We start from the raw sequence: 24,641 nt of genomic DNA on the forward strand, positions 1-24,641 counted from the left end.
GATGAAGCCCGGAATACTCATTATTAGCCACGGCTCCCGTGACGATGCATGGGTACGGAATGTAGAAGAAGCCGTGAGCGGCTTATCGCTGCGGGAAGAAGTGCCTGTGGCTGTCTCTTTCTTAGAGCTGGTCGAAGGCCGTTTGATTCAAGATGGAATTGATATGCTGGAACATGCAGGGGTCACAGATATTCTGGTGATCCCCTTGTTTGTTTCTTCCGGCAGTACGCATGTCGATGAGATAGAATATGCACTGGGTGCCAAACCGGAACCCGAACGGGAGACGGACTTGGAGCTTTTCAATGTAAAAGCGCGAGTCCACTATGGTTATCCGGTCGATGACGACCCGGATATTGCCCTTATGCTCTGGGATAAAATCCGTGGATGTTCCACGGAACCCTCCCGGGAGGTGCTCCTGCTTGTCGGCCACGGCAGTGTCCACGACGGCTTCCGCCAGCGCTGGCAGGCGGGAATCTCCTCGCTTGCGGCACGCGTGCGTGAAGTGAGCGGAACAAGGAGTTCTAATGAGGGGATTGCGGGAGAACCGGCAGGTGAAGTAATCAAGGCGGAAGGTGTTGCGCTCGCGGATTATGCCCTGCTGAATCCGGATAGTCTTAGGAGTAAGGTCGAGTACTGGGGCGGACAAGGGTATACCGTACTGCTTGCGCCGCTATTTTTGAGTGAGGGTTATTTCACCAAGGTCGTGATCCCGAAGAAGCTGCAAGGATTGGACTATCGGTATTCCGGCGAGACGCTGTTACCTCATCCGCTGCTGCGGCATTGGGTGGAGACTCAGGCCGGGCTACTGCTTGAGAAGGTGCGGCGGGAAGTGGAAATAGATCCAGGTAACCGTTAGGCTGGATTATTTTTGCGGACTACGGATTCCGGGGAGATTTTATATGAATGGTGAATATCTTATATAAGGTATGCGGTAACTACAGCATTTGGGGCAGAAATCAGCCGAGACACCTTGTTGCCGCCGAAATTATCCATTCTTGTTCCGCTAACATTGCTTGTGGGGTACTGAATTGGGTATAATCAGTTAGGTTATCTATTATATAAAAAACAGGTGGCGTTCCGGTAATGAAAACTGCGAGATTGATTTATAATCCCACTTCTGGACGGGAAGAAATGAAGAAGCGGCTCGCCGATATTTTGGACCGGCTGGACCAGGGCGGCATTGAAGCCTCCTGCCATGCAACAAACGGGGAAGGCGATGCTACGGCTGCTGCGGCAGATGCGGTAGAACGCGGGGGATACGACCTCATCATTGCTGCCGGCGGCGATGGCACGCTGAATGAGGTTATTAACGGGATGGCGGAGAAACCGAATATGCCTCCACTTGGCGTATTGCCTCTCGGAACTACTAATGATTTTGCAAGAGCAATGGGAATCCCGAAGAACTGGGAAGAATCCTGTGACCTGATCCTGCGTCAGGAATCACGCCTAATAGACCTCGGCAAAGCCAATGACCGATATTTCATTAACATCGCCGGTGGCGGAAGCCTGACCGAGTTGACATATGAAGTGCCAAGCAAACTGAAGACCATGATGGGCCAGCTTGCTTACTACCTGAAGGGTATTGAGAAAATGGCCAGCCTGTCTCCAACCGAGCTTGTCATCCGGGCGAACGGGCAGGAGCTGATTCATGACGAGTTCATGTTGTTCCTGATCGCCAACACGAATTCGGTAGGCGGTTTCGAGAAGCTGGCACCAGACGCGCGTATCGACGACGGCTTATTCGATGTCATTGCGCTGAAGAAATGCAATCTGGCAGAGTTCGTGCGGCTTGTCCGACTCGCCATCAAGGGTGAGCATTTGAAGAATAAGAAGGTCGTGTATTTCCGTACGGATGCGATGGAAGTAACCTCTCCGGGCCATGTCCAGCTGAATCTGGACGGTGAGCTGGGCGGCACCTTGCCGGGCCAATTCCGCATCCTGCCGCAGCATCTGCGGATTTTTGCCCAGAATACGTGATCGGGAAGCTGGCTGGAGTAGTTTACTACATGTGAACTACTCCGGCCAGTGGCAAACGGTAGAACGTGAACTTGAGAATGCTCATTTGGAACGGCTGTTCCCAGAGTTATGGGACTTGTCAGCTCTTTCAAATCATTCTCAAGTTCATCTTATATATGCTTGGAGTTTCTCGGGTACCCAATGCTAGGAATATGATCAACACTAACAGCAAAGCTAATGAAAGAAGTGAGTATATACACATGAGTAAACACCGCAGTAGACGCAATGCAGGCCGCCGGGAAAGCACAGCGCCTGTTGCCGGACTGCCCGTTAATAAGAACGACGAGGTTATGCTCGATATCATCGGCATGACCCATGAAGGCGAAGGGGTAGGCCGCGTCGAGGGCTTTACCCTTTTTGTGCAGGGCGCTCTTCCGGGCGAGAAGGTCCAGGCCAAGGTGCTCAAGACCAAGAAGCAGTACGGCTATGCCAAGCTGCTGAAGATCGTGGAAGCCAGCAGCGACCGCATCGGCCCGCCATGCGAGATCTATGACCAATGCGGCGGCTGCCAGCTGCAGCATATGGATTACACTGCACAGTTGGCGTGGAAACGCCAGCTGGTGGTGGACAACCTGGAGCGAATAGGGAAGCTGAAGGTGGCTTCTGGAGAGGTTGTTGATGAACGCGGAGCCACTGAAGGGATTCTGGTTCGCCCCACCATGGGGATGGCCGAGCCTTGGCGCTACCGTAACAAAGCGCAGGTGCCCATTGGCGTTGCCGAAGGCGGTCTCGTAGGCGGCTTCTACGCACGCGGCAGCCACCGGATCATCGACATGGAGACCTGTCTCATCCAGCATGAGCATAACGATGCAGTTGTAGCTGCTGTGAAGAGCATCGGCAGCCACCTCGGCATCTCGGCCTACAATGAGGAAACCGGCCGCGGACTGCTGCGCCATGTTGTCGTCAAGAAAGCCTTCCGCACCGGAGAAATGATGCTGGTGCTGGTAACGAACGGACGGGATATTCCGCATTTGGACGCTTGGCTAGGCAGCATCCGCGAACAGCTCCCGCAAGTGGCAAGCATCTGCCAGAACGTGAATACGAAGCAGACTAATGTGATCTTTGGCGATGAGACCCGCGTCCTATGGGGCAGAGATGTCATTTATGACTATATCGGAGACGTACAATTCGCCATCTCGGCTCGTTCCTTTTACCAAGTGAATCCGGCTCAGACAGAAGTGCTATACGGTAAGACAGTGGAGTATGCTGGGCTTACGGGTAACGAGACAGTAATAGATGCCTATTGCGGCATCGGAACGATCTCCCTGTTCCTGGCACAGCATGCCGATAAGGTGTACGGGGTGGAGATTGTCCCTGAGGCGATTGAGGATGCCCGCGCGAATGCCGAACTGAATGGTATGAAGAATGTAGTATTCGAGGTAGGAGCATCGGAAGATGTGATTCCTAACTGGAAAGAGCAAGGGATCACGGCAGACGTAATCGTCGTGGACCCGCCGCGTAAAGGCTGCGATCCGCGGCTATTAGAGACTATTTTGCAGATGAAGCCGGAGCGGGTTGTGTATGTGTCGTGTAATCCTTCCACGCTGGCACGGGATTTGCGGGTGCTGGAGGATGGCGGGTATACCACCGTGGAGGTGACTCCAGTGGATATGTTCCCGCATACGGTGCATGTGGAGTCGGTGGCTTTGTTGGTGAAGAGTGATGTAGCCAACAAATAAACCCCTGATATTACAAATAAAGACGTGCTAAAAATCGAATGAAGTCGTGATAAAACCATAAAATCGCTAAATGGAGCACGGGGTAAACCCAGATCCATGTTATTCCGCAGAGCCGACCGATTTTCGGGATTTCCTCCTGCATTTCGCTCGGTTTTTTTCTCTTTCTTTTACTCAGCCCCCCCTCGCCTATTCACCCATCTCATACCTTTTTTCTCGCTCCCTTTTTATTTCCATAACCTCTGGAATCCCTTGCCACCCCTGCATTCCCCATATTTTTCTCGACTCTTTTCCTCCAGCTTTTAAGCCTTTCTCATGTGTTTCTTCGGCTTTTTTAATCGTTCATTTCCTCTGATTAATTTCTTCCTAAATCCGGCACTTCACCTATGTTTTCTCTTGCTCTGACGGCAGATGGTTAGCTATTTGAAATAGAGAAGAAAAGGCGAGAGAAGGCTGAGATACCTTGCTGGAAGTGGGGGTTGGGCGATTGGAACGGGGGAAGGCGGGCCCTGCGAGTTTCAAGCCTTTCTCTGTGTGTGTAGCATGACTTTATTCAGATAATAATAAAGTCGTGATAGAAAAAGTTGAGTGAGAAATTGAAGAAATGAGTGTTTTGTAGCAAGAGTTTATTTATTCGGGCAACGGTGGAATGCGGGTTTGAGGGCTCTTTCGTATTATTTAGGTCAGCCAGAAACTTCTGGTTGGCCTAATTTTGTAGGTGTCTTAAGATGGCGGTAGCCGGGAGAACGTGGGCTCTTTTGGGGAAGTACCCCGTCAAAAAAACTGTTCTCCTACTATCCCCAATGACCATGTTTGAGCTGGTAGGGGCAATAGACCCCGCATCACAAGCGAAGCTATGGGATTGGAACCATCGTAGGTTTGCCGGCAAATACGATTTAGGAGGTTGTTATGGAACCTGTAGTGGGAGTCGATGTAGCCAAGAGATTCAGTGTGGTACAAGTATTTTCAAAGCGGAATGAACCGTATAGTAAAGCGTTAAGGATTTCTCATGAGAAAGAGGGCTTTGAGCAATTAGGGGAGATTCTAGCGGAACTACAGACAAAAACAATGCATCCACCAATCGTTATTCTTGAAGCTACGGGCCACTACCATCGTGGACTTGTCGGCTATTTAGAGCGCAGTGGATGGACGTATTTCATTGTTAATCCGTTACAAGCAAAGCGAGCGAAAGGCACACAATTACGCAAGGTGAAGACAGATGCTGCAGATGCCTGGCACTTAGCCGATATGTATTTACCGGGGAGATGTTACACCGCATCGTACGTGGGATGAGGGGTTTGCGGAGCTTCAACATGTCACCAGGCAGCATGAGTTTGTGACAGGGATGTATGTGCAAGCAAAGTTAAACATGAGGGCCTTGCTGGATCAAGTTTTTCCGGCATATGAGAAGGTATTTCGGGATATGTACTCTGTTACGGCACTGAGAGTACTGGCTCAATGCCTGGAAGGTCAAACTGAGGATCTAAGTGAGATCATTCAAAGAAGCGTAGGGAGATCTCATTCCCGGAAGTGGGTAGGAGCCAAGGTGTAACAGCTCGAGGAAGCACTGTCTCACTGGAGCGAACAGCCAAGGAGTCGTTCGCAAACCACCATTTTACGCGGGATGGTTGACTTACTGCTTGCGTTCTCCGAGCAACTGAGCGAACTAGAGAGGAAAATTAATGAAATGGCAACGAAACTTCCAGAGGTCGAATTGGTGAGAAGTGTACCGGGTGTCGGGGATAAGCTTGCAGCGGCGATTGTCGCCGAAATCGGAGACATTCGGCAGTTTAAAGAAGCAAACAACTTGTTGCATTTGCGGGTTTAGATCCTGGAATATTCAGTTCAGGGAAATTCACGGCAAGTAGTTCAAGAATTACGAAGCGCGGCTCCAAGAGGCTGCGTCGTGCTTTATATTTAGCTGTACAGTGTGGTATTCGCGGAGGAACAAATTCCAACATACGGGAATATTACGACAAAAAAAGAAAAGAGGGCAAGCCCTATAAGATGGTCGTGATCGCCTGCGCCAACAAGCTTCTCCATCACGTATACGCCATCCTTAGCAAGAACCAGCCCTACCAGCTACAACAAAAACCATATTTATCCAGAACCTTCACGCTAATTAGGGTTCTTTTGTCATGCTTTAAAAGTAGTATACCAAGAAGAACACGAATCACCAATACAAAACCCTTGACAAGTATTAGCTGGTTTTTTAGCAGGAGTTTATTCATTTTGAACAAGTGGTTCGGGCGATAAAAAGTAGAGTTCGACCACAACATATAGTGGTTTTGGAGTCGATTTCGGGGCAGAAAAACAGCGAAAAAATGACGTTTTTGACCCCGGAAAAAGGGCGGAAATATAGATGACATAGCAGTTTAAATTGAAAATCAGAAAAAATCAACCATACATTGGTTATGAGGAGGTATCAGACAGATGATAGTAGAGCGACTATTAAATAGTATTGGTTAAGCAACTTATTCATAGTATAAAATTAGGACAAGTTAAATTGAGTCTTACGTCAGTCAAAGGTATAATAAAACAAATGAAAAAAAAGAGACCAATTTAATGGGGAGCAAAAAATCAAAAGCAATACAGTAAAGAGTATAATCAGGACGCTGTAAATTACTACGACACATCTGGATAAACTGGAAAAGAAGGAGCAAAGGAATTGTAAATAAGCAAATCAACATTAAGTGCCTGGATTCCGTTGCAAAAGATAATGACGGCATCGTTGAACACTGCGGGTCTGGTAATTAAGTAGTGATGCAGACAAAGAAAATGTACGTTTACGTTAGGAATTGAAAGATGTAAAAGATGCTTTATAAATTCTAAAAAAGCTTTGAGCATACTGAATGATTAACGAATGTTATTTATACATTATTTGCCCAAAAGGCAGAAGTGCACAAAATATCCGTTAACAGTGTGCTCAAACTTATAGGCGTTTCAAAATCAGGATACTACAGTTCGTGAAACAGAAAAACTTCAAAATGGCAACTAAAAAATGTAAAAATAAAAAGAAAATAATTGAACCTTACTATGACTCACATCAAATATATGGAGCATCAAAGATTACAAAAGTACTTAATTAATTAGGTTGGAAGTATAACAAAAAATATGCTGGAGTATTAGCCTAAGAAGCAAAATAGAATCTGTCAGAAATTAATGGAAATGCCTATAGCAAGGAAAGCTTCAAACAGTGAAACTGAGATAGTATCAATTTAATTAGACTTACCTATTTTAACCGATATTGTATGACTTTTTGATTATTTAAAATATGTAATATGGTAATGTAATAACTAGGTTGAGATGAATACAAATGATAGGGTGATTCTCAAGTGTTAAATGTTTATGGGACCTCTGAAGGGGGTTGTTAATTTTTATGAATTGTTAATTTTTAAGTCGTAATTATCAAAAAAAAAGGAGTGATAAACAAATGTTAAATTTACGTATGAATACTAGTCGAAATTTTTTTCGCTATATGTTAATAATTTCTTTGATTGTACAGTTGGTATTTGTTCATACACCTATTGCAGTAGCTGCGGCTCTAGCTGATGAAACGTTTGATAGCAGTAACTTAGAAAGTTATGGTGGAAATGCGCTCACAGACCCATTTTTACTTAATGGGATTACTTATAGTATAATAAGTCCTAGTAATGCAGAGATGTCTGTTAACTATCCTGACACCAATTTTATAATTACTCCTAGTGGTGATCTAGGTCTTCTATATAATTTTTCGAATAATATTTCTGTTCAAGGTACTATGGATTTTCGTATGAGCTCCACAAATGGCTCGGAGTTCAAGATTGCATCAATGGAGTTAGATTTAGGGGTTTTTGATGGTGCAAATTCAACCACAGTAACCATTGAAGGTTATCGAAATGGAGTAAAAGTAACCACTGGGGTGAATACGATTAATGCCACCAACAGTGGAAATTATGGTTCTATACATTACTTGAGATCGAACCCAGGGTATGGGGGGACTATTACTTTTACAGGCACAGAATGGCAATATATTGATGAAGTTCGTTTCACAGGTGTAGACCTAATTCTGGCAATAGATGATTTGAATTTCGAGGCAGCAATTCCACCTTCTATTGATGTAGAAATCACAGGATTTGATGCCATATCAAACATAAGTGCAGGAACGGCAGGAAGTGCAACCTATGCTAATGCAGCAGCGGTAATCGCAGCATTGCCAGCCAGTGCAACAGCAAATACAAGTGCAGTAACAGTGCCTGTAACCACATGGGTAGATACAGATACTTACAATCCAGCAGTAGCAGGAAGCTATACCTTCACCGCTACACTGGGAGCCATACCAGTAGGATATGCAAATGCAGGAAGCCACACGGCAACCGTAGAAGTAGTGGTTTCAGCACCGGCAGATGTAGAGATCACAGGATTTGATGCCATATCAAACATAAGTGCAGGAACGGCAGGAAGTGCAACCTATGCTAATGCAGCAGCGGTAATCGCAGCATTGCCAGCCAGTGCAACAGCAAATACAAGTGCAGTAACAGTGCCTGTAACCACATGGGTAGATACAGATACTTACAATCCAGCAGTAGCAGGAAGCTATACCTTCACCGCTACACTGGGAGCCATACCAGTAGGATATGCAAATGCAGGAAGCCACACGGCAACCGTAGAAGTAGTGGTTTCAGCACCGGCAGATGTAGAAATCACAGGATTTGATGCCATATCAAACATAAGTGCAGGAACGGCAGGAAGTGCAACCTATGCTAATGCAGCAGCGGTAATTGCAGCATTGCCAGCTAGTGCAACAGCAAATACAAGTGCAGTAACAGTGCCTGTAACCACATGGGTAGATACAGATACTTACAATCCAGCAGTAGCAGGAAGCTATACCTTCACCGCTACACTGGGAGCCATACCAGTAGGATATGTAAATGCAGGAAGCCACACGGCAACCGTAGAAGTAGTGGTTTCAGCACCGGCAGATGTAGAAATCACAGGATTTGATGCCATATCAAACATAAGTGCAGGAACGGCAGGAAGTGCAACCTATGCTAATGCAGCAGCGGTAATTGCAGCATTGCCAGCTAGTGCAACAGCAAATACAAGTGCAGTAACAGTGCCTGTAACCACATGGGTAGATACAGATACTTACAATCCAGCAGTAGCAGGAAGCTATACCTTCACCGCTACACTGGGAGCCATACCAGTAGGATATGCAAATGCAGGAAGCCACACGGCAACCGTAGAAGTAGTGGTTTCAGTGGTAGCACCAAGCAATGATGCAACGCTAAAAGCATCCCCTTCGGTTAAAGGGCAAACAGTGACAAACATTGGAACCCCAAATGCAATATTAAGCAATGAAACAGCAGGAAATGTGACTATTACAGCAGCGGAGGCATCTAACAGTAGTAATGCAGGCAGTTTCATCACGATTTTTGACAAGAACAATGCCAACGCAACCGTAAAAGTTGTGAAGTATGCTTCAGGTACATCCACAGCAAACTTTGCTACGGATACAGCTTATGCAAATGGGATAATTAGCAGTGGGGATTTCTTTATTATTAAGGTAATCGCTCAAGATACAACAACGGTAAACTATTATAGAGTAAACGTTACGGTAACCACTACATCTAGCGGTAGCAGTGACGGCGGTATCATAACTACTCCGACAATTCAAACTGGAGCAGTAAATGTAGTAGTAAACGGCAAAACTGAAAACGCAGGAACAGAAACAAATTCAACAGAAAATGGTAAATCAACAGTAACTGTAGCAGTAAACAACAAGGTAATCGAAAGCAAGATCGATGAGGCAGTAAAAAACAACTCAACAGGACAGCAAAATGTTATTCAGATTCCTATTACGGATACAAAGTCAGACATGGTAAAAGTTGAACTTACAGGTGACATAGTAAAACAGCTAGAAACTAATACCTTTGATGTATCAGTAAAGCGTGGCGCAGTAGAGTACATTATTCCTGCAAAAGAATTAACTATATCAAATGTAGCAAAAGAACTTGGAGTAGCTGAAACCTCACTAAAAGACATCAAAGTTGAAGTTCAGATAACCAAACTAGATGATTTAGTTGTAGCAAAATACAACGAAGTAGCAAAAGCAAATGGAGTACAGCTAGTATTCCCACCAACAGCATTTGAAGTGGTCGCAAAGACAACAAATGCAACAGGAAAAACTGATGATGTAAAAATAAGTAAGTTCTTAAACTATGTAGAAAGAGTCATGGAAATACCGGCAGGTGTAGATCCAAGCAAGATTACAACGGGTATCGTTTTTAACCCAGATGGAACCTATAGCCATGTACCGACATCATTAAATCAAAAAGATGGAAAGTGGTATGCAAGCTTAAACTCCTTGACAAACTCAAACTACTCAGTAGTCTGGAATCCAGTCACAGTTAAGTCAGTTGAAAATCATTGGGCTAAGGATGCAGTAAATGACATGGCATCAAGACTAGTAATCTTAAATGCAGAAACATTTGAGCCAAACAAGACGATAACAAGAGCAGACTTTGCAGAGTATATTGTAAGAGCTTTGGGGCTTTATAGAGAGGGATCAACTCATGAGAATAATTTCAAGGATGTAAGTGTTACAGGGGCAAGAAACTTAGCTATACTGATAGCAAATGAATATGGAATTGTTTCTGGATATGTGGATGGTACATTTAGAGGAGATAACCAGATTACAAGAGAAGAAGCCATGGTGATGTATCAGAGAGCAATGAAAATCACGAAACTTACTGGTACAGACAAAGAGAGATATATGACTTACATGGATTTTACAAAGGTAAGTGGCTGGGCAGCAATCTATGTAAAAGACGTATTGGCAGCACACGTGTTTAATGGAACTACGGCAATGACCATTTCGCCAAAATCAAATTTGACCTATGCGGAAGCAGCACAGGCAATAAAAAATCTGTTGGTGGAATCAAAATTGATTAATAACTAAGTACACCAAAACGGAGTGCCGCAGAAAATTTGGCACTCCGTTTCAAATGTTGTGTACATTTATGGAAGTAGTTTGAGAAGAGCAAAGAGAGCAAAGAGAGCAAAGAGAGCAAAGAGAGCCTGCCCCCACTCCCTACTCTGGATGAAGATGGATACAGGATAATTTGTGCATAGCTATTTGCCAGAACGGAGCTATATTGAAAGCATACAGTTTTTAAGACTTTCTCATATGTTTCCTCGGTTTTTTTAATCGATCGCTGACTCTGATTAATTTCTTTCTAAACCCGGCACTTCACCTATGTTTTCTCCTGCTCTGACGACGGATTGTTAGCTATTTGACGTTGAAAAGATAAATGCGAGAGAAGGCTGAGATGCCTTGCTGGACGCGGGGTTAGGGCGATTGGAACGGGAGGAGGCGGGCCCTGCGAATTTCAATAAAGTCGTGATAGAAAAAGTTGAGTGAGAAATTGAGAAAAGCACGGTTTTGTAGCAAGAGTTTATTTATTCGGGCAACGGTGGAATGCGGGTTTGAGGGCTGTTTTTTGGCAGGAGTTTATTCACTCTGAACAGAACAGAAAATAGCGAATAAAAGTTAATGCGGGTTTGCCCTCTCTTAAGTGAGAGGGTGTTTTTTTGTCCTCATAAGGAGGCGGGCGGAGGATACGATTGGATTATAGGGGATGGTTTACCTATGATTCTCTTGGCAATAGGGGGGAGTGCATATCTCCTCAACAATCAAAGTGAAATTGACCGACACGAAATGATTATCCAACATATGGTAGAATGGTTTTACAATGAAAAGAGGAGGGATTCAGTTGAAAGGTAGTCCATATACCATTTGGATAGAGGCGGAGCAGTGGGCTGAAGGAGAATGGAACATACATGATGACAATACTGATGCAATAGTCACATTTGAAGATGGCTCGAGATGGGTTGCTTCTTTTTTTACATATAAAAACATTCAGACGCTCGCTAGAAAAAATCATCAAACTGGTGAGTTTTTAGGTGGTAAGTACTTTTGGGGAAGTGACATGATATTTGTTGATGAATGTAGTCGCAGCCGAATTGAAGAAGTCGTTGGATTCTGATGTTGATTTGTGCGAATAAAAAACCATGGTGGTGAATCAATGTTGAAAATATGGAAATACTCAACGACTGATGAATACTTTGATCTCTTGGATTTTCATGATGCGGTAGTAGAGAAAATTCAAGTGATGGAAAATCAAATTGTTGTAGAAATAGAATCCATAAACATATTAGCAGGTCATCCACTCAACCCTTACGAGGTGGCTAAGAATACTGATAAATGCAGTTTGATTTTCGTACATCCAATTTCCAGTGAAGCAACTCTTTTCCTAGAAGATAAGAATTTAAGGCACATTGAAAGTACTGACTTTAAGGAACTAGAGATTCTCAAATTTGATCGCTATAAACAAAATGACGGTTATTTGTACGAAATATTCGGCTCAGATAACACATTCTGTGAATGGAAGGTACAGGCAAAAGGTCTGATTCTTGATTGGAATGACTATGTTGGGGATGCTTGGTTCGTAGGCTGGGAGGGGGTGCCGGATTGAATCTCAAAACCAAAGTTGGCAGACCAAGTCGATGGTTCATCTGTGCAGGCCTTTTATTTATTTTGCTTGGCACTGGTTGTACTCTTAAATCGAAAGAGGGTTTGAAACCAGTGGCTGTAAATGTGCCTGCGAATGAGATGATTCAAATACCCTGGAATGAAGGATGGTCGGTAGCCGTAAGCGTTACCCCCGGTATTCCGTTCGAACTGCAGGGTAGCGAAGAAGTGACCTACGAAATATCTAGTGATACCCATTACTTATGTATGGAGAAACAGGGAAGACTTGAAAGCATAAGCGAGGCGGAAACCACAGTGAAGGCTGGGGAGCGATTTTACTGGAATCCCTTCTTCGGAGATTCTGCTAAGCATCTTACTGAAATCGGAACCTCTTGGATTAACATCGTTCGGGAGCAGGAGGGATATCCGACAGGACTGGTTATGGTCAAAATTTCACCTCTGTCAGAAAAGACTGGAAACGGAGACATGGATTCGAGGTTTAAAGCGGACATAGTCGCAAGCGTGGCTTTTCCTCAGCAAGACGGGGCTTACCAGATGATCTCTGAGGAAGATCTGAAGAATCTTGAAGCAGTAAGATGATTCCTATATTAAATAGGAGTCATCTTTTTTTGTCCCCAATAAAGATTGGTTCAGGTTGGGTAAAGGTATGGGCATTAGAATATGTCTTAAGCGGTGAGGTGGACAATGTAACGGTAGTGGTTGATGCTGGCGAGGATACCAAAGTGCAAATCGTCCTTGATGGCGTAAGTATTATCAACGAAGATGCACCTGCTATTTATGTGAAAGCAGCGGATATCCAAGGATGATCTCAAAATAACCGGTGGCGTATATACCATTCATTCCTCAGGGGATGCGATAGAGGCCAATGATGCCATTCTTATCAACGATGGAACGATTACGATCGATACAGATAAGGATGCCCTGCATAGCGAGAACGAGGAGGATGCTGCTCTTGGGAATATCTATATTGATGGCGGTACAATTGATGTAAGTATGGGTAGTGGTGATACGGATGCATTTGATGCCAACGGTGATATCTATATTAATGGTGGAACCATTAACGTAGAAGCATCTTCAGCCTTTGACGCGGATGGTACAGCTCAACTACATGGTGGCGATGTTACAGTCAATGGTGAAAAAATCACTGAAATCACCCAGTCTCGACAAGGAGGGGGAGGAGGAAGAGGCAGTAAGCGCCCATAGTTTAGGAACCGGATAAAATTTGAAAAGTGTACCACTGAACCCAAGCGAATTTCAGGAACCTCCTGAGATTCGCTCTTCTTTGTTCTTTTCCCGAACGTTATCCTCATGCTGACCACAGGTATTCCCTCACCATAGAAGGTGAAAAGCACTCCATAGTAAAACCGCAGCCATAGCGGTATTCATCATGCGATAATGCTTAGCGAACTGCCGTTGAAGAAGCCTGCCAGCCAAAGCCCATGTAACACAGCCGGATAGGCCAACCAATGTATTGCAGATCGCGCTGACGCCGAGCAGGACTTTAGAGTCGGAGTTAGGAAGGATGTAGCCGCTGTAAATCGTAATGGCGTACAGGATGATTTTCACGTTCACAAATTGCAGCAATAAAGCGGTCCAAAAGTCGCCTTTCGCATCCGTCGTCGCTTCATTCGGTTTACTTCGCAGGATATGAATCGCAAGCCAGACGATGTATGCAGCACCGATAACTTTCAGAATACCCATAATTCTAGGAAGGTCCTGGAACAATTCAAAAGAACCGACTGCGCAGACCGCCATTACTATGCTAAATCCAACGGCAACCCCCAGAAGAGTGTTCTTCCCCCTACGTATACCGTTTCGGTTGAACGCATTCAATACCAGAATATTATTGGGTCCGGGCGTGAACGCCGTGATCAATGCATAAGGCAAATAGGCCAAAATATAACTCATAACCTTGTAGGCTCCCTTCTTTTTTCATATAATACAGTCATCCGTTCCATAGAACAAATTGATATTTTCGAAATTAAACATCAATATTATTGAACTATTAGGGGGCAACATGGATATAAAATACCTTCAAACCTTTAAAGCGATCATCGGCGAGGGTAGTTTTACGAAAGCTGCCGCCAAGCTGAATTACACACAGTCCACGATTACTTTTCAGATGAAGCAGCTGGAACAGGAGTTATCTATTCAAATCTTTGAAAAAGTTGGACGGAATATGAATTTGACCAAAGCGGGGAAGGAATTAATTCCTTATGTGGATGAGGTGCTTGCTTCGCTTGATCGACTGTCCGGAATAGGCGGGAGCCTGGAGCAACTGAAGGGAGAATTGTATGTCGACGTGGCTGAAACGATCCTATGTTACCAAATGGCTCCGGTTCTCAAAGAATTCCACCGACTGGCCCCCAAGGCGAAATTGTTTCTGCGCTCCACCAACTGTTATGAGATTCTGGAGAAGCTGCGAACCGGGCAAACGGATTTAGGCGTTTTTTACCTCGACGAACGTCATGCCGGAGATTATCTTGAAGTCCATAAGCTTGGAGAATGTACGATGGACCTCGTCGCCTCTGCCAAAACGAAGGAGAGCTTCCCCGATTTTATAACGCCTGATCGGAATTTGGATTTACCATTTATCATCAATGAGCCGGACTGTATTTTTCGCCAGATCTTTGAAGACTATATACGTTCCCGGAAGATAACTATGGGTCATACGATTGAACTGTGGAGCATCCCGACCATTATAAATCTCGTAAAAAATAATCTGGGGATTTCTTATCTGCCGTCCTTTACAGTCAGAGACGATCTGGAGAACGGTGAATTATTCAAAATCGGGACGGCCATCGATGACCGGAAATTAACTGCAGTATGTGCTCATCACAAGAACAAATGGGTGAATCCGGTAATGAAGCTTTTTATTGAACTGACAACGAGACGAGAGCTTGGAACGCAGCACAGTGAATCGATTGGAAATGGGACGGGTATTGGGTTACATTTAAGTTGACACTATTTCGTCAGCACATATGGAAATACGATATCGCACATTAGGAGTATCTGGAGTGAAGGGAGAATGAACATGACAAAACATGAGATCAGCGAACCAAAACAGTTATTTCCGGATCAGCGTGAAGAACTTCTTACAACATTGAAGACCCGTTTTGAGAAAAACATGAACCGCCATCAGGGGTTGGAGTGGGATAAAGTGCAGGCCAAGCTGGAAGCTCATTCTGAAAAAATATGGTCACTCCAGGAAATGGAGAGAACCGGCGGAGAACCGGATGTGGCGGGTTATGATGCTGGAGCAGACGAGTATATTTATATCGATTGTTCAGCGGAAAGTCCGAAAGGCCGGAGAAGTATTTGTTACGACCGGGAAGCGCTGGAATCAAGAAAAGAACATAAACCACAGAACAATGCGATAGATATGGCGGCCGACATGGGCATTGAAATCTTAACCGAAGAACAATACCGCGAACTGCAGACGAAGGGTAAATTCGATTTAAAAACTTCGAGTTGGGTGAATACGCCTGATCGTATTCGAGAGCTCGGCGGGGCCATCTTCTGCGATCGTCGCTACGATACGGTCTTTGTGTATCACAATGGGGCGGAATCTTACTATGGCGCCAGGGGGTTCCGCGGCTCGCTGCGGGTCTGAGTTTATCCCATATCATTTAGCAAAAGAATAAAGCCGTGTCCCGTTAATCGAGGCATGGCTTTGTTGTAGTGAGTATGATTCCCTCGGGGTTATGATATACTTTGCTTAGTTTAATTACTTCGGGATAAAGATTTGTCCCGGTATATATTGAGAGGTTAATGAGATGACAAACAATTTTTGGCGTGATTTACCACGCCCCTTTTTTATACTGGCGCCTATGGAGGATGTGACGGATGTTGTTTTTCGCCATGTCGTCAGTCAAGCGGGCAGACCGGATGTGTATTTTACGGAGTTTGCGAATTCAGAGAGCTATTGTCACCCGGAGGGGCACCATGCTGTGCGCGGGCGTCTAACTTATACAGAGGATGAACAGCCCATTGTAGCGCATATCTGGGGAGACAAGCCGGAATACTTTCGTCAGATGAGCATCGGGATGGCGAAAGAAGGCTTCAAAGGCATCGATATTAATATGGGTTGTCCTGTAGCGAATGTAGCAGAGAACGGGAAGGGAAGCGGCCTGATCTGCCGTCCTGAACTCGCAGCGGAGATCATCCAGGCGGCCAAAGCCGGGGGACTGCCCGTCAGTGTAAAAACAAGGCTCGGTTTCACTGACATCGACGAATGGCGCGGCTGGTTAACCCATATTTTGCAGCAGGACATTGTGAATCTGTCCATTCATCTGCGCACAAGAGAGGAAATGAGCAAAGTACCTGCCCACTGGGAACTGATTCCGGAGATTAAGAAGCTTCGTGATGAGATAGCACCAGATACACTACTGACCATTAACGGGGATATCCCTGACCGTCAGACTGGCCTGAGGCTCGCTGAAGAGTACGGTGTGGACGGGATTATGATCGGGCGCGGTATTTTTCACAATCCGTTTGCATTTGAGCAGGAGCCGAAGGATCACACTAGTGAGGAATTGCTTGATCTGCTGCGGCTGCATCTGGATCTCTATGATCAATACTCAGGACAGGCACCACGTTCGTTCAGCCCTCTTCAACGATTCTTCAAGATCTATGTTCGCGGATTCCGCGGGGCCAGTGAATTAAGGAATACCTTAATGAACACCAAGTCCACAAACGAAGTGCGTGCGCTGCTCGATGAGTTTGGAAGCAAGGAGCATGATGGGGCGGAGGAACGTGAGGATTAAGCTGACAACTAGGGGGAGCACATGTCCTGGAGCAAATTGAAGCAACAACTGGAGGGCTTTCTCAGTCCTGCGTTAAATGGAAGAGTAGAATACCGCGCGCCTGCTTACCGCTATGTACCTGATAAATCAGGTACCTGTTATATCTCGGTAGATAAGAGGAACGTGCTCAATATGAGTGATAAAACGAACGCGATCCAGTGGTATCAAAGTGAGCTGGAAATTAAGAATGATCCGGATATTCAAATTCCTATCAGCAATGATGAAATTGAAGCGGTTCGACAAGAGACCAAGGGCAAAGTGCCGGAGGATCGTCTGATAGTAATGGCCAGAAACAGAAAAAGTACAGAACTTGCCAAAGAGCTTATGGCAGCTCAGGCTTTATTAAGTAAATCGAATTTTATGGTTGAGGCTAGTAAGTATTTAACGACTTCAATAGAGAAAAGCTTAGAGAGCAATGAGATATTAATGAATGTTCTGGCTTTGCTGGACAAGAGAGTTGGGAAAAAGCGGATTTTGAGCATGGCTGAGACGATGAAGTTGAAGCATCCGGTTGTGCAGTATTTCTATGAACTGCGACGTAGTGGATTGTGAAGTGAATCCGCGAATGATCTAGATAGCCAGGGGTATCCTTGGTTATCTTTTTTTTGAAGTGAGTTCATGGAGCGTAATGAATAAATTTCTTCTCCTTCTGCAACTTAAAGTAATTTCGCTTCTCCCGTTGCCATGTAGTCATATGAAAAGGCATTGGTCCCTGCGTTCTTTCGGCTGACGCCTGCCTTCGGATAGCTCTCCGTTAACCCTCAAGGGGCTTGTCGGAAATTCGTTGATTCTGTTTCTTCGATTGTTTATACTTCATATGTTTAAACCTCAAATCCATTCATTACATTTTAAACGAGATACCGGCCTTACTACGAGCTGCTTTTGAATGCTAAGAGATGAGATGGGAAGTGATGAATGTGACAACTAAAAGAAGAATCCCCCTTATCATAGCATCTGTTGCAGTTATGATCTTTGCTCTTGGGGTCATGCTATTCTCGAAGTCAGAACGCTTTGACAATGGCAGGGTTGATTTGTCTGAGGGTGAATTGAATCCAAATAAATGGGTGGCCTTAGATGGCAGGTGGGAATTCTATTTCGATCAATTGCTGACCCCACAAGATTTCACCGCTGAGAATAAGCCCGAAATGGACGCTCTTATAAAAGTGCCAAGCAGTTGGGATAACAATAAGGCGGGAGATAAGAGCTTTTCCAAGAAGGGGGTTGCTACCTACCGCTTGAACATTAAGTACCCGGTTACGCTGAAGGACCCAGCTCTTCGCATTCAAAATATTGCCACTGCTTATAAGCTCTATGTCAATGGTCAGTTTGCGGCTGAGGTTGGAAAGGTATCTGATCAGCCAACCCAATTTAAAGAAGGCGCGCAGGTGCTTATCATAGATTTGCCAACCGACAAGCAAGAGGTGGAATTGATTGTCCAGGTAGCTAATCTGAATTATGCCAAAGGAGGCCTACGAGAGAGCCCGGTATTTGGATCAAAGCAAGTATTAGAGCAACATCGAGAGACTCAGATGGCACTCCAGTTGCTTTTTATAGGCAGCGTTCTTATATTCGGGGTCTATTATTTATTGCTCTTTATGTTGCAAACAAACAACAGGACAGCCTTCATTTTTAGTATTCTTTGTTTTATCACAGCGTTGCGTTCATTAATATGGGGTGAGTTACCTATAATGATCTTTTCCCCCAATATTTCATACGAAGCATTAGCATATATTAATTATTTAACAGGCTATAATTTAATTCCGATGGTGATTCTGTTTATAGTAAGTCTGTATCCTTCGGAATATCGAACAATCAGTTTTGGCTTAATCTTATTGCCTACTCTGTTTTTTGACTGTCTATTACTAACCTCAACGGAGTTTATGTCGTTATTTACTAATTATTTATACATTAGCATGCTGTTACAAATGATTTATATCATTAGCGTTATGATCAAGGCAGTCATAAGAAAAAGAGACAACGCAATATTAATGTATATCACCATATGTGTTTATAGTTTGACTATAAATCAGGATATCCTTCATTTTAGCGGGATTGGGGGTATCCATGTAACGAATATGTTTTTATATGGAAACTTTGCTGTTGTTATTGCAATGTCTTATGTCCAGGCCAAACATCAGGCAAATACCCATAAAAAGCTTGTATTGTACAATGAAAATCTGCTTGAAGCTGATCGGCTAAAGGACAAAATAATGGCAACCGAGATGTCGTTTTTGCAGGCGCAGATTAAACCGCATTTCTTATATAATGCCTTGGATGCCATAGCCAATGTATGTGAAGAAGATGGAGACAAGGCTAGTGAACTCATCGTAGATTTATCCATTTATTTAAGAGGTTGTTTGGAATTTAATAGCTTGGATAAAATGGTGGCCTTAGAAAAAGAGCTAGAGTTTGTAGATACATATTTCAATATTGAACAGGCACGCTTTGGTCAAAAGTTACAGTTAGTTGAAGAAATCGAAATATCTTTAGACCATCAGATCCCTATGCTTATACTTCAGCCTTTAGTGGAAAATGCAGTTCGACATGGTATTTCAAAGAAGCAGCTTGGGGGAACGGTTACCGTACGAGGCAGGCAGCTGCCGGATGGTATAAGCATTGAGATTGAAGATGATGGTGTTGGAATTGAAGGTGAGAAACTTGCACGGCTCTTGACTGATGAAATTAAAGATCAAGGTGTGGGGCTCCTTAATATTCACCATAGGCTTCTTAGATTGTACGGAAGAGGACTTGAAATTAGAAGTGAAGTGGGACGTGGCACCTGTATAAGATTTGTAATACCGAAGGAGGATTCGCGGTGATACGGATTGCGGCAGTAGACGATGAGTTGCATGCGCTAAAAAGGTTTGAAAGAATGGTATCCAAAATAAATGAAATTGAGCTATGTGGTCTGTTCGAAACAGGAGAACAGCTGTTAGGATATCTACAAGAACACACACTGGATGCCGTTTTCTTAGATATTGAAATGCCTGATATCAATGGACTTGCACTATCCCAGCAAATATTAGATTTGAATGAGAATATAGAGATTATTTTTGTAACCGCCTATAACCAATATGCGGTTGAGGCCTTTGAATTACAAGCTATCGATTATATTATGAAGCCGCTCAAAAAAGATAGGATGGAAAAAACAGTCAAGCGATTATTGAAAACAAACGGTACGGTTGCAAAGCCAAGGGAGTTGTTTATTCAATGCTTTGGTGACTTTGAAGTATTCTTAAGCGGAGAGGCAATGGTGTGGAAGAATTCAAAGGCAAAGGAAATACTGGCTTTTTTAGTACACAAAAATGGGGTAGCCGTAGATTGGCAAAAGATAGCCGATGCCGTTTGGCCAGAGTATGACTTTGAGAAATCCCAAGCAAACTTTCATGCCAATAATTATTTGCTGCGTAAAAGATTGGAAAAAGAAGGTATCGCAGGCATTATTGAAGGTAGTCGCGGAAATTACAGAGTCGTGAAAGATAAGGTTAGTTGTGATCTATATCAGTTCGAAGCGATGATTAAGGATAAGCCAAATAATAGGGAGGAAGATATCCTTTTGCTTGAGGAGCTAATACAAAAGGGTTACATGGAAGGAAATGGATATTTATGGGCGCAGCCAAGAGCTGCTGAACTAGATGGAATGTGCAGAAGGTTGCTGGTGAGTTGGAATAAAAATAAATAAGATATTTTTAGACAAGATCCTGTAGGAGAATCCTATAGGATCTTTTTTCGTTTAGGTTCAATTTAGAGACGGTGTTTTATGATGATAAAAACGGTGTCAGGGGGAGATGAAGTTACGCATGAAATATATCATTGTTGACCCGGAAGATCAAAGCCGAACTAATTTGAAATACATTTTAGATAGTTGTGAAATGTTGGCTTTCAGAGAAGCTTTACCACCTATGAAGCTGCTGTTAATAGTAATCGTGGCAGGCCAACGGATATTGCCTTTATCAGAATGGGAGAGGCTGTTAAAAGTTCTTTTTATCAGTAGTCGCAAGGAAGACGCGGTTGAGGCTTTTGAGTATGGGGCAGATGGGTTTGGGCACATACCCTTTGCTGAGAATAAAAAACACGCTACTTAGAGTGTTGAAATAAGCAAGGTTGTTTGATTATCGAATACACAAGAGATTTAGAAGCGATTTTGAGGGGGATTCAAAATGAAAAAAGTAATTAGTATTATGCTTGCAATCAGTCTGACACTTATGCTCCTTCCAGTGACGGCGTTGGCAGCATCGACGGTGACAGTTACAGGTCTTGATATTTACGCAAACGGAAACGCCATCATACTGACAGCGGGAACCACGGCAAATTATACATGCGTGTATCTTGACAATGATGGAGATGGCCAGATTGATGCGGGTGTGGACCTTATTCAAACGATTTCCGGGCCAGCCGGTAGCGGCGGTGTAACTGGATACGACCTTCAATCATACAATATTTACGGTGGAAACCAGTCAACCGCTTTAGCGGGAGATACAAAAATCACCATGTTGGGCGGCAAAATAGCTAAGATTCTAGGTGGAGGCAAAAATGCCGCAGCGACTGTTGTCAGCACAAACGTTACTATCAATGGAGGCACGGTTGGTGTTGTTCACGGCGGTGGCTCGTATGGTTCAGCGACTGGTAGTACAAGCGTCACTGTCAACGGAGGCACGATTTCCTTCAGTTTAGTAGGCGGCGCAGAATACGGTGCTGTCAACGGCAGCACAAACATCACTTTCAATAGCGGCACAACACAGACCCTATCCGGCGGTGGCTGGTATCCTGTATCGACTGTCCATAGTACAAACATCACGGTCAATGGGGGCACGATCAGCTCCAGTTTATTTGGCGGCGGAAGTAACGGCTCTGTCAATGACAGCACAAACATCACTGTCAATGGTGGCACAATAAATGGGCTAAACGGCGGTGGCTGGCATGGTACAGCGAATGTGGCTGGTAGTACAAACATCACTGTCAATGGAGGCATGATTGATAACAGTATATACGGCGGTGGCTCCGATGCTTCAGCGTCTGTCGGTAGTACAAGCATCATCGTAGATGGCGGCATGGTCGTAGGAGATATTGATGCAAGTAGATACGTTACTGGAACAAAGAGCCTCAAAATCACCGGCGGCAGCATAAACGGCACTGTGAGCGGTGCAACGCCGACGATGAGTGACGGCATAACACCTGTCTACAAAACAATGCTGACGCTTTCCGGTGTGAATTCCCAAGTTGTCAGCAGCACACTAGCCCTTGGCGGGCTGGCTACTGGTTACGGCATGACCCATGTTAGAACGACATCCTTTGGTCTATTGACTTTCTACTTACCTCTAGGCGATTCAACGGCTGTATATAACACAAATAATATGTATTTTGTCGCAACGGTTGCCGGTACCGGCAGCGATGCCTTTATACAGGCTCAAAGTACAGCGCCGACAGTAACCAATGCAATGGTTAGCAAATCATCTGCAACACAGGCAGCGGCAAGCTTTACGCTTAATTCCGCACTCACAGGTACATGGAAAGTATATAATGCGACAACAGGGGGGAGTCTTGTAGCGGGTGTCACCGCAAACGCTTCTGGTACAACCCTGACCTTGACCCATGCAACCGATCTTCCAGCGGGTACGTATTATGTTTCCTTAACGGAAACGGGTACAACCGAAAGCATAAGACTTGCGCTAACAGTCAGCGCTTACGCAGCGCCAACCTATGCTGTCAGTGCGTCAACAAACCCTGTGACAGCAAGTGGCGTGACCGCAACGGCGACCTTTGGGGCTTCGTCATATGTGGCAGGCGCTACCGCAACAGTAACTATAACGCTGTCGGGTACCGCAACAGCGTCAGGAACCCATACAATAGGCTTAACAAGTGCTGCAGACGCAGGCACAATTACTGCACCGGCAAGTATTACCAAAACAGTATCCTCTGGGGATGCCCCGACAGATACCTTTACATTCACTTTTACCATGCCTGCAAATGCGGTTGACGACTTGGTGGTCACGCATACCTTTATACAGGTTCAAAGTACAGCGCCGACAGTAACCAATGCAACGATCAGCAAATCAGCGGCCACACAGCTAGCGGTAGACTTTACACTTAGTTCCGTGCTTTCTGGCACATGGAAAGTATATAATGCGCCAACAGTGGGGAGTCTTGTAGCGGGTGTCACCGCCAGCGCTTCTGGTAATACCCTGACCTTGACCCACGCAACCGATCTTCCAGCGGGTACGTATTATGTTTCCTTAACGGAAACGGGTACAACCGAAAGCACAAGACTTGCGCTAACAGTCGGGGCTTACGTTGCGCCAATCTCTTCCCAGCCTTCCGGTGGCAATACTACCACGCCAGCAACAAATTCGGGCGCTGATATTATAGTCAATGGGACAACAATCATTGCAGGTACTGCTGCTGATACTACGGAAAACGGCAAAAAAATCACGACTGTGACGGTGGATGTGCAGAAGCTTGAGCAGAAGCTGATGGCAGAAGGCGATAAGGCGACTGTGACAATTCCTGTTAAAACAAACTCCGATATAATCATTGGTGAACTTAATGGTCAGATGGTTAAGAATATGGAAAATAAGCAAGCTGTAGTCGAGGTTAAAACAGGTGTAGCTACATACACTCTTCCGGCACAGCAAATCAATATTGATGCCGTTTCCGGGCAACTGGGTAAGGACGTAGAACTTAAGGATATCAAAGTAGCTATTGAAATCGTAAAACCAGCACAGGAGACAATGAAAATTGTTGAAAACGCAGAGAAGGCTGGCCAATTCACGATCATTGCTCCGGCAATGGAATTTAACATAAGGTGTTCATATAAGGGGAAGGCAATCGACGTTAACCAATTTAATGCATACGTAGTAAGAACAATAGCAATACCTGAAGGTGTGGACCATACACACGTAACAACCGGGGTCATCATAGATCCTGACGGTACGGTACGCCATGTGCCTACACAAGTCATTCTAATGGACGGGAAATACTATGCGCAAATCAATAGCTTAACCAATAGTACGTATTCTGTTATTTGGAACCCGATTGAATTTAAGGATGCTGGGAATCATTGGGCAAAGGATGCAATCAATGACATGGGGTCAAGAAAGGTCATCAGTGGCGTCGGTCATGATAGATTTGAGCCGAACCGTGACATTACAAGAGCGGAATTTGCAGCCATTGTGGTAAGGGGACTTGGGCTACAACCGGTTACAGGCATACATCAGTTTACTGATGTAAGCTCAACAGAGTGGTATGGTGCATATATTCAGACAGCGTATGAGTATGGCATAATATCAGGCTATGGCAACGGCACATTCGGTCCCATGGATAAGATAACCCGGGAGCAGGCAATGACCATGATTAATAAGGCTATGACAATCACGGGCCTTCATGTAGAGGTTAAGGCAAACGAGGCCGAAGCACTCCTTGCAGCGTTTGGGGATGCACAACAATCTTCTACATGGTCAAAAGAAAGTATGGCTGCTTGTATAAAAGCGGGAATTGTCTCCGGAATGAGTGATTTTAAACTTGCACCCAAAGATAGAATAACCAGAGCCGAGGTGGCGGTAATTGTAAGAAGATTACTCCAGAAATCCAACCTTATTTAATACGATATATCAG

18 protein-coding genes and 1 pseudogene are annotated in these 24,641 nt (G+C 44.6%); 18 read left to right on the plus strand and 1 reads right to left on the minus strand.

Annotated elements, in window-relative coordinates:
- The first annotated feature begins 1 nt into the window (after position 1).
- From ACAN55_RS19505 to ACAN55_RS19555, 10 genes and pseudogenes are all read left to right on the plus strand, one after another.
- On the plus strand, positions 2–856 hold the full coding sequence (locus ACAN55_RS19505; RefSeq protein ID WP_379136695.1) for a sirohydrochlorin chelatase: 855 nt from the start codon (positions 2–4) through the stop codon (positions 854–856).
- Between the two features lie 227 nt (positions 857–1,083).
- Complete coding sequence (locus ACAN55_RS19510) at positions 1,084–1,977, plus strand: diacylglycerol kinase (protein WP_379136697.1); 894 nt, start codon at positions 1,084–1,086, stop codon at positions 1,975–1,977.
- A 239-nt stretch (positions 1,978–2,216) separates the two neighbouring features.
- Positions 2,217–3,695, plus strand: a complete 1,479-nt coding sequence (rlmD, locus tag ACAN55_RS19515; protein ID WP_379136700.1) for a 23S rRNA (uracil(1939)-C(5))-methyltransferase RlmD — start codon at positions 2,217–2,219, stop codon at positions 3,693–3,695.
- Between the two features lie 906 nt (positions 3,696–4,601).
- Positions 4,602–5,774, plus strand: a pseudogene (locus ACAN55_RS24260) (IS110 family RNA-guided transposase); the annotation flags it as partial.
- A gap of 1,366 nt (positions 5,775–7,140) precedes the next feature.
- Complete coding sequence (locus tag ACAN55_RS19530; protein ID WP_379136706.1) at positions 7,141–10,632, plus strand: S-layer homology domain-containing protein; 3,492 nt, start codon at positions 7,141–7,143, stop codon at positions 10,630–10,632.
- Between the two features lie 814 nt (positions 10,633–11,446).
- Positions 11,447–11,719, plus strand: coding sequence for a hypothetical protein (locus tag ACAN55_RS19535; RefSeq protein WP_379136709.1), 273 nt, complete (start codon positions 11,447–11,449; stop codon positions 11,717–11,719).
- A gap of 39 nt (positions 11,720–11,758) precedes the next feature.
- On the plus strand, positions 11,759–12,208 hold the full coding sequence (locus tag ACAN55_RS19540) for a hypothetical protein (protein WP_379136712.1): 450 nt from the start codon (positions 11,759–11,761) through the stop codon (positions 12,206–12,208).
- Entirely contained in the window at positions 12,205–12,804 is a 600-nt protein-coding gene (locus ACAN55_RS19545; RefSeq protein ID WP_379136715.1) for a hypothetical protein, read from the plus strand. The genes ACAN55_RS19540 and ACAN55_RS19545 overlap by 4 nt, the downstream gene beginning before the upstream one ends.
- A gap of 29 nt (positions 12,805–12,833) precedes the next feature.
- On the plus strand, positions 12,834–13,031 hold the full coding sequence (locus ACAN55_RS19550; RefSeq protein ID WP_379136718.1) for a carbohydrate-binding domain-containing protein: 198 nt from the start codon (positions 12,834–12,836) through the stop codon (positions 13,029–13,031).
- 49 nt (positions 13,032–13,080) lie between these two features.
- Complete coding sequence (locus tag ACAN55_RS19555) at positions 13,081–13,428, plus strand: carbohydrate-binding domain-containing protein (RefSeq protein WP_379136749.1); 348 nt, start codon at positions 13,081–13,083, stop codon at positions 13,426–13,428.
- Between the two features lie 126 nt (positions 13,429–13,554).
- On the opposite strand, the gene ACAN55_RS19560 is transcribed toward ACAN55_RS19555, so the two are convergent.
- Positions 13,555–14,133 (minus strand): LysE family transporter, encoded by a 579-nt coding sequence (locus ACAN55_RS19560; protein WP_379136720.1) that lies wholly within the window; start codon positions 14,131–14,133, stop codon positions 13,555–13,557.
- 109 nt (positions 14,134–14,242) lie between these two features.
- On the opposite strand from ACAN55_RS19560, the gene ACAN55_RS19565 reads away from it, so the two are divergent.
- The 8 genes from ACAN55_RS19565 to ACAN55_RS19600 all read left to right on the plus strand — a co-directional run bounded on the left by ACAN55_RS19565 (position 14,243) and on the right by ACAN55_RS19600 (position 24,628).
- The gene (locus ACAN55_RS19565; protein ID WP_379136722.1) at positions 14,243–15,187 is read left to right on the plus strand and encodes a LysR family transcriptional regulator; all 945 of its coding nucleotides are present in this window, start codon (positions 14,243–14,245) and stop codon (positions 15,185–15,187) included.
- Between the two features lie 72 nt (positions 15,188–15,259).
- Positions 15,260–15,838, plus strand: a complete 579-nt coding sequence (locus tag ACAN55_RS19570; protein WP_379136725.1) for a DUF4256 domain-containing protein — start codon at positions 15,260–15,262, stop codon at positions 15,836–15,838.
- Between the two features lie 163 nt (positions 15,839–16,001).
- Entirely contained in the window at positions 16,002–16,991 is a 990-nt protein-coding gene (locus ACAN55_RS19575) for a tRNA dihydrouridine synthase (protein ID WP_379136728.1), read from the plus strand.
- A gap of 21 nt (positions 16,992–17,012) precedes the next feature.
- On the plus strand, positions 17,013–17,582 hold the full coding sequence (locus tag ACAN55_RS19580; RefSeq protein WP_379136731.1) for an SF0329 family protein: 570 nt from the start codon (positions 17,013–17,015) through the stop codon (positions 17,580–17,582).
- 344 nt (positions 17,583–17,926) lie between these two features.
- Complete coding sequence (locus ACAN55_RS19585) at positions 17,927–19,849, plus strand: sensor histidine kinase (protein WP_379136733.1); 1,923 nt, start codon at positions 17,927–17,929, stop codon at positions 19,847–19,849.
- Complete coding sequence (locus ACAN55_RS19590; RefSeq protein ID WP_379136735.1) at positions 19,846–20,712, plus strand: response regulator; 867 nt, start codon at positions 19,846–19,848, stop codon at positions 20,710–20,712. Before ACAN55_RS19585 ends, ACAN55_RS19590 begins: the two co-directional genes overlap by 4 nt.
- Before the next feature lie 118 nt (positions 20,713–20,830).
- Positions 20,831–21,115, plus strand: coding sequence for a hypothetical protein (locus ACAN55_RS19595; RefSeq protein ID WP_379136737.1), 285 nt, complete (start codon positions 20,831–20,833; stop codon positions 21,113–21,115).
- Between the two features lie 75 nt (positions 21,116–21,190).
- Positions 21,191–24,628 carry an S-layer homology domain-containing protein gene (locus ACAN55_RS19600; protein WP_379136740.1) on the plus strand — a complete coding sequence of 1,146 codons (3,438 nt, stop codon included), beginning with the start codon at positions 21,191–21,193 and terminating at the stop codon, positions 24,626–24,628.
- Positions 24,629–24,641 lie beyond the last annotated feature (13 nt).

This window comes from Paenibacillus oryziterrae, assembly GCF_042610485.1.
GTDB lineage: Bacteria > Bacillota > Bacilli > Paenibacillales > Paenibacillaceae > Paenibacillus_AQ.

Bases quoted from the DNA above. Each gene is read 5' to 3' on its own strand.
- ACAN55_RS19505 (WP_379136695.1), top strand. From the start codon at position 2: ATGAAGCCCGGAATACTCATTATTAGCCACGGCTCCCGTGACGATGCA.
- ACAN55_RS19510 (WP_379136697.1), top strand. From the start codon at position 1,084: ATGAAAACTGCGAGATTGATTTATAATCCCACTTCTGGACGGGAAGAA.
- rlmD (WP_379136700.1), top strand. From the start codon at position 2,217: ATGAGTAAACACCGCAGTAGACGCAATGCAGGCCGCCGGGAAAGCACA.
- ACAN55_RS19530 (WP_379136706.1), top strand. From the start codon at position 7,141: ATGAATACTAGTCGAAATTTTTTTCGCTATATGTTAATAATTTCTTTG.
- ACAN55_RS19540 (WP_379136712.1), top strand. From the start codon at position 11,759: ATGTTGAAAATATGGAAATACTCAACGACTGATGAATACTTTGATCTC.
- ACAN55_RS19560 (WP_379136720.1), bottom strand. From the start codon at position 14,133: ATGAGTTATATTTTGGCCTATTTGCCTTATGCATTGATCACGGCGTTC.
- ACAN55_RS19565 (WP_379136722.1), top strand. From the start codon at position 14,243: ATGGATATAAAATACCTTCAAACCTTTAAAGCGATCATCGGCGAGGGT.
- ACAN55_RS19570 (WP_379136725.1), top strand. From the start codon at position 15,260: ATGACAAAACATGAGATCAGCGAACCAAAACAGTTATTTCCGGATCAG.
- ACAN55_RS19575 (WP_379136728.1), top strand. From the start codon at position 16,002: ATGACAAACAATTTTTGGCGTGATTTACCACGCCCCTTTTTTATACTG.
- ACAN55_RS19580 (WP_379136731.1), top strand. From the start codon at position 17,013: ATGTCCTGGAGCAAATTGAAGCAACAACTGGAGGGCTTTCTCAGTCCT.
- ACAN55_RS19585 (WP_379136733.1), top strand. From the start codon at position 17,927: ATGAGATGGGAAGTGATGAATGTGACAACTAAAAGAAGAATCCCCCTT.
- ACAN55_RS19595 (WP_379136737.1), top strand. From the start codon at position 20,831: ATGAAATATATCATTGTTGACCCGGAAGATCAAAGCCGAACTAATTTG.
- ACAN55_RS19600 (WP_379136740.1), top strand. From the start codon at position 21,191: ATGAAAAAAGTAATTAGTATTATGCTTGCAATCAGTCTGACACTTATG.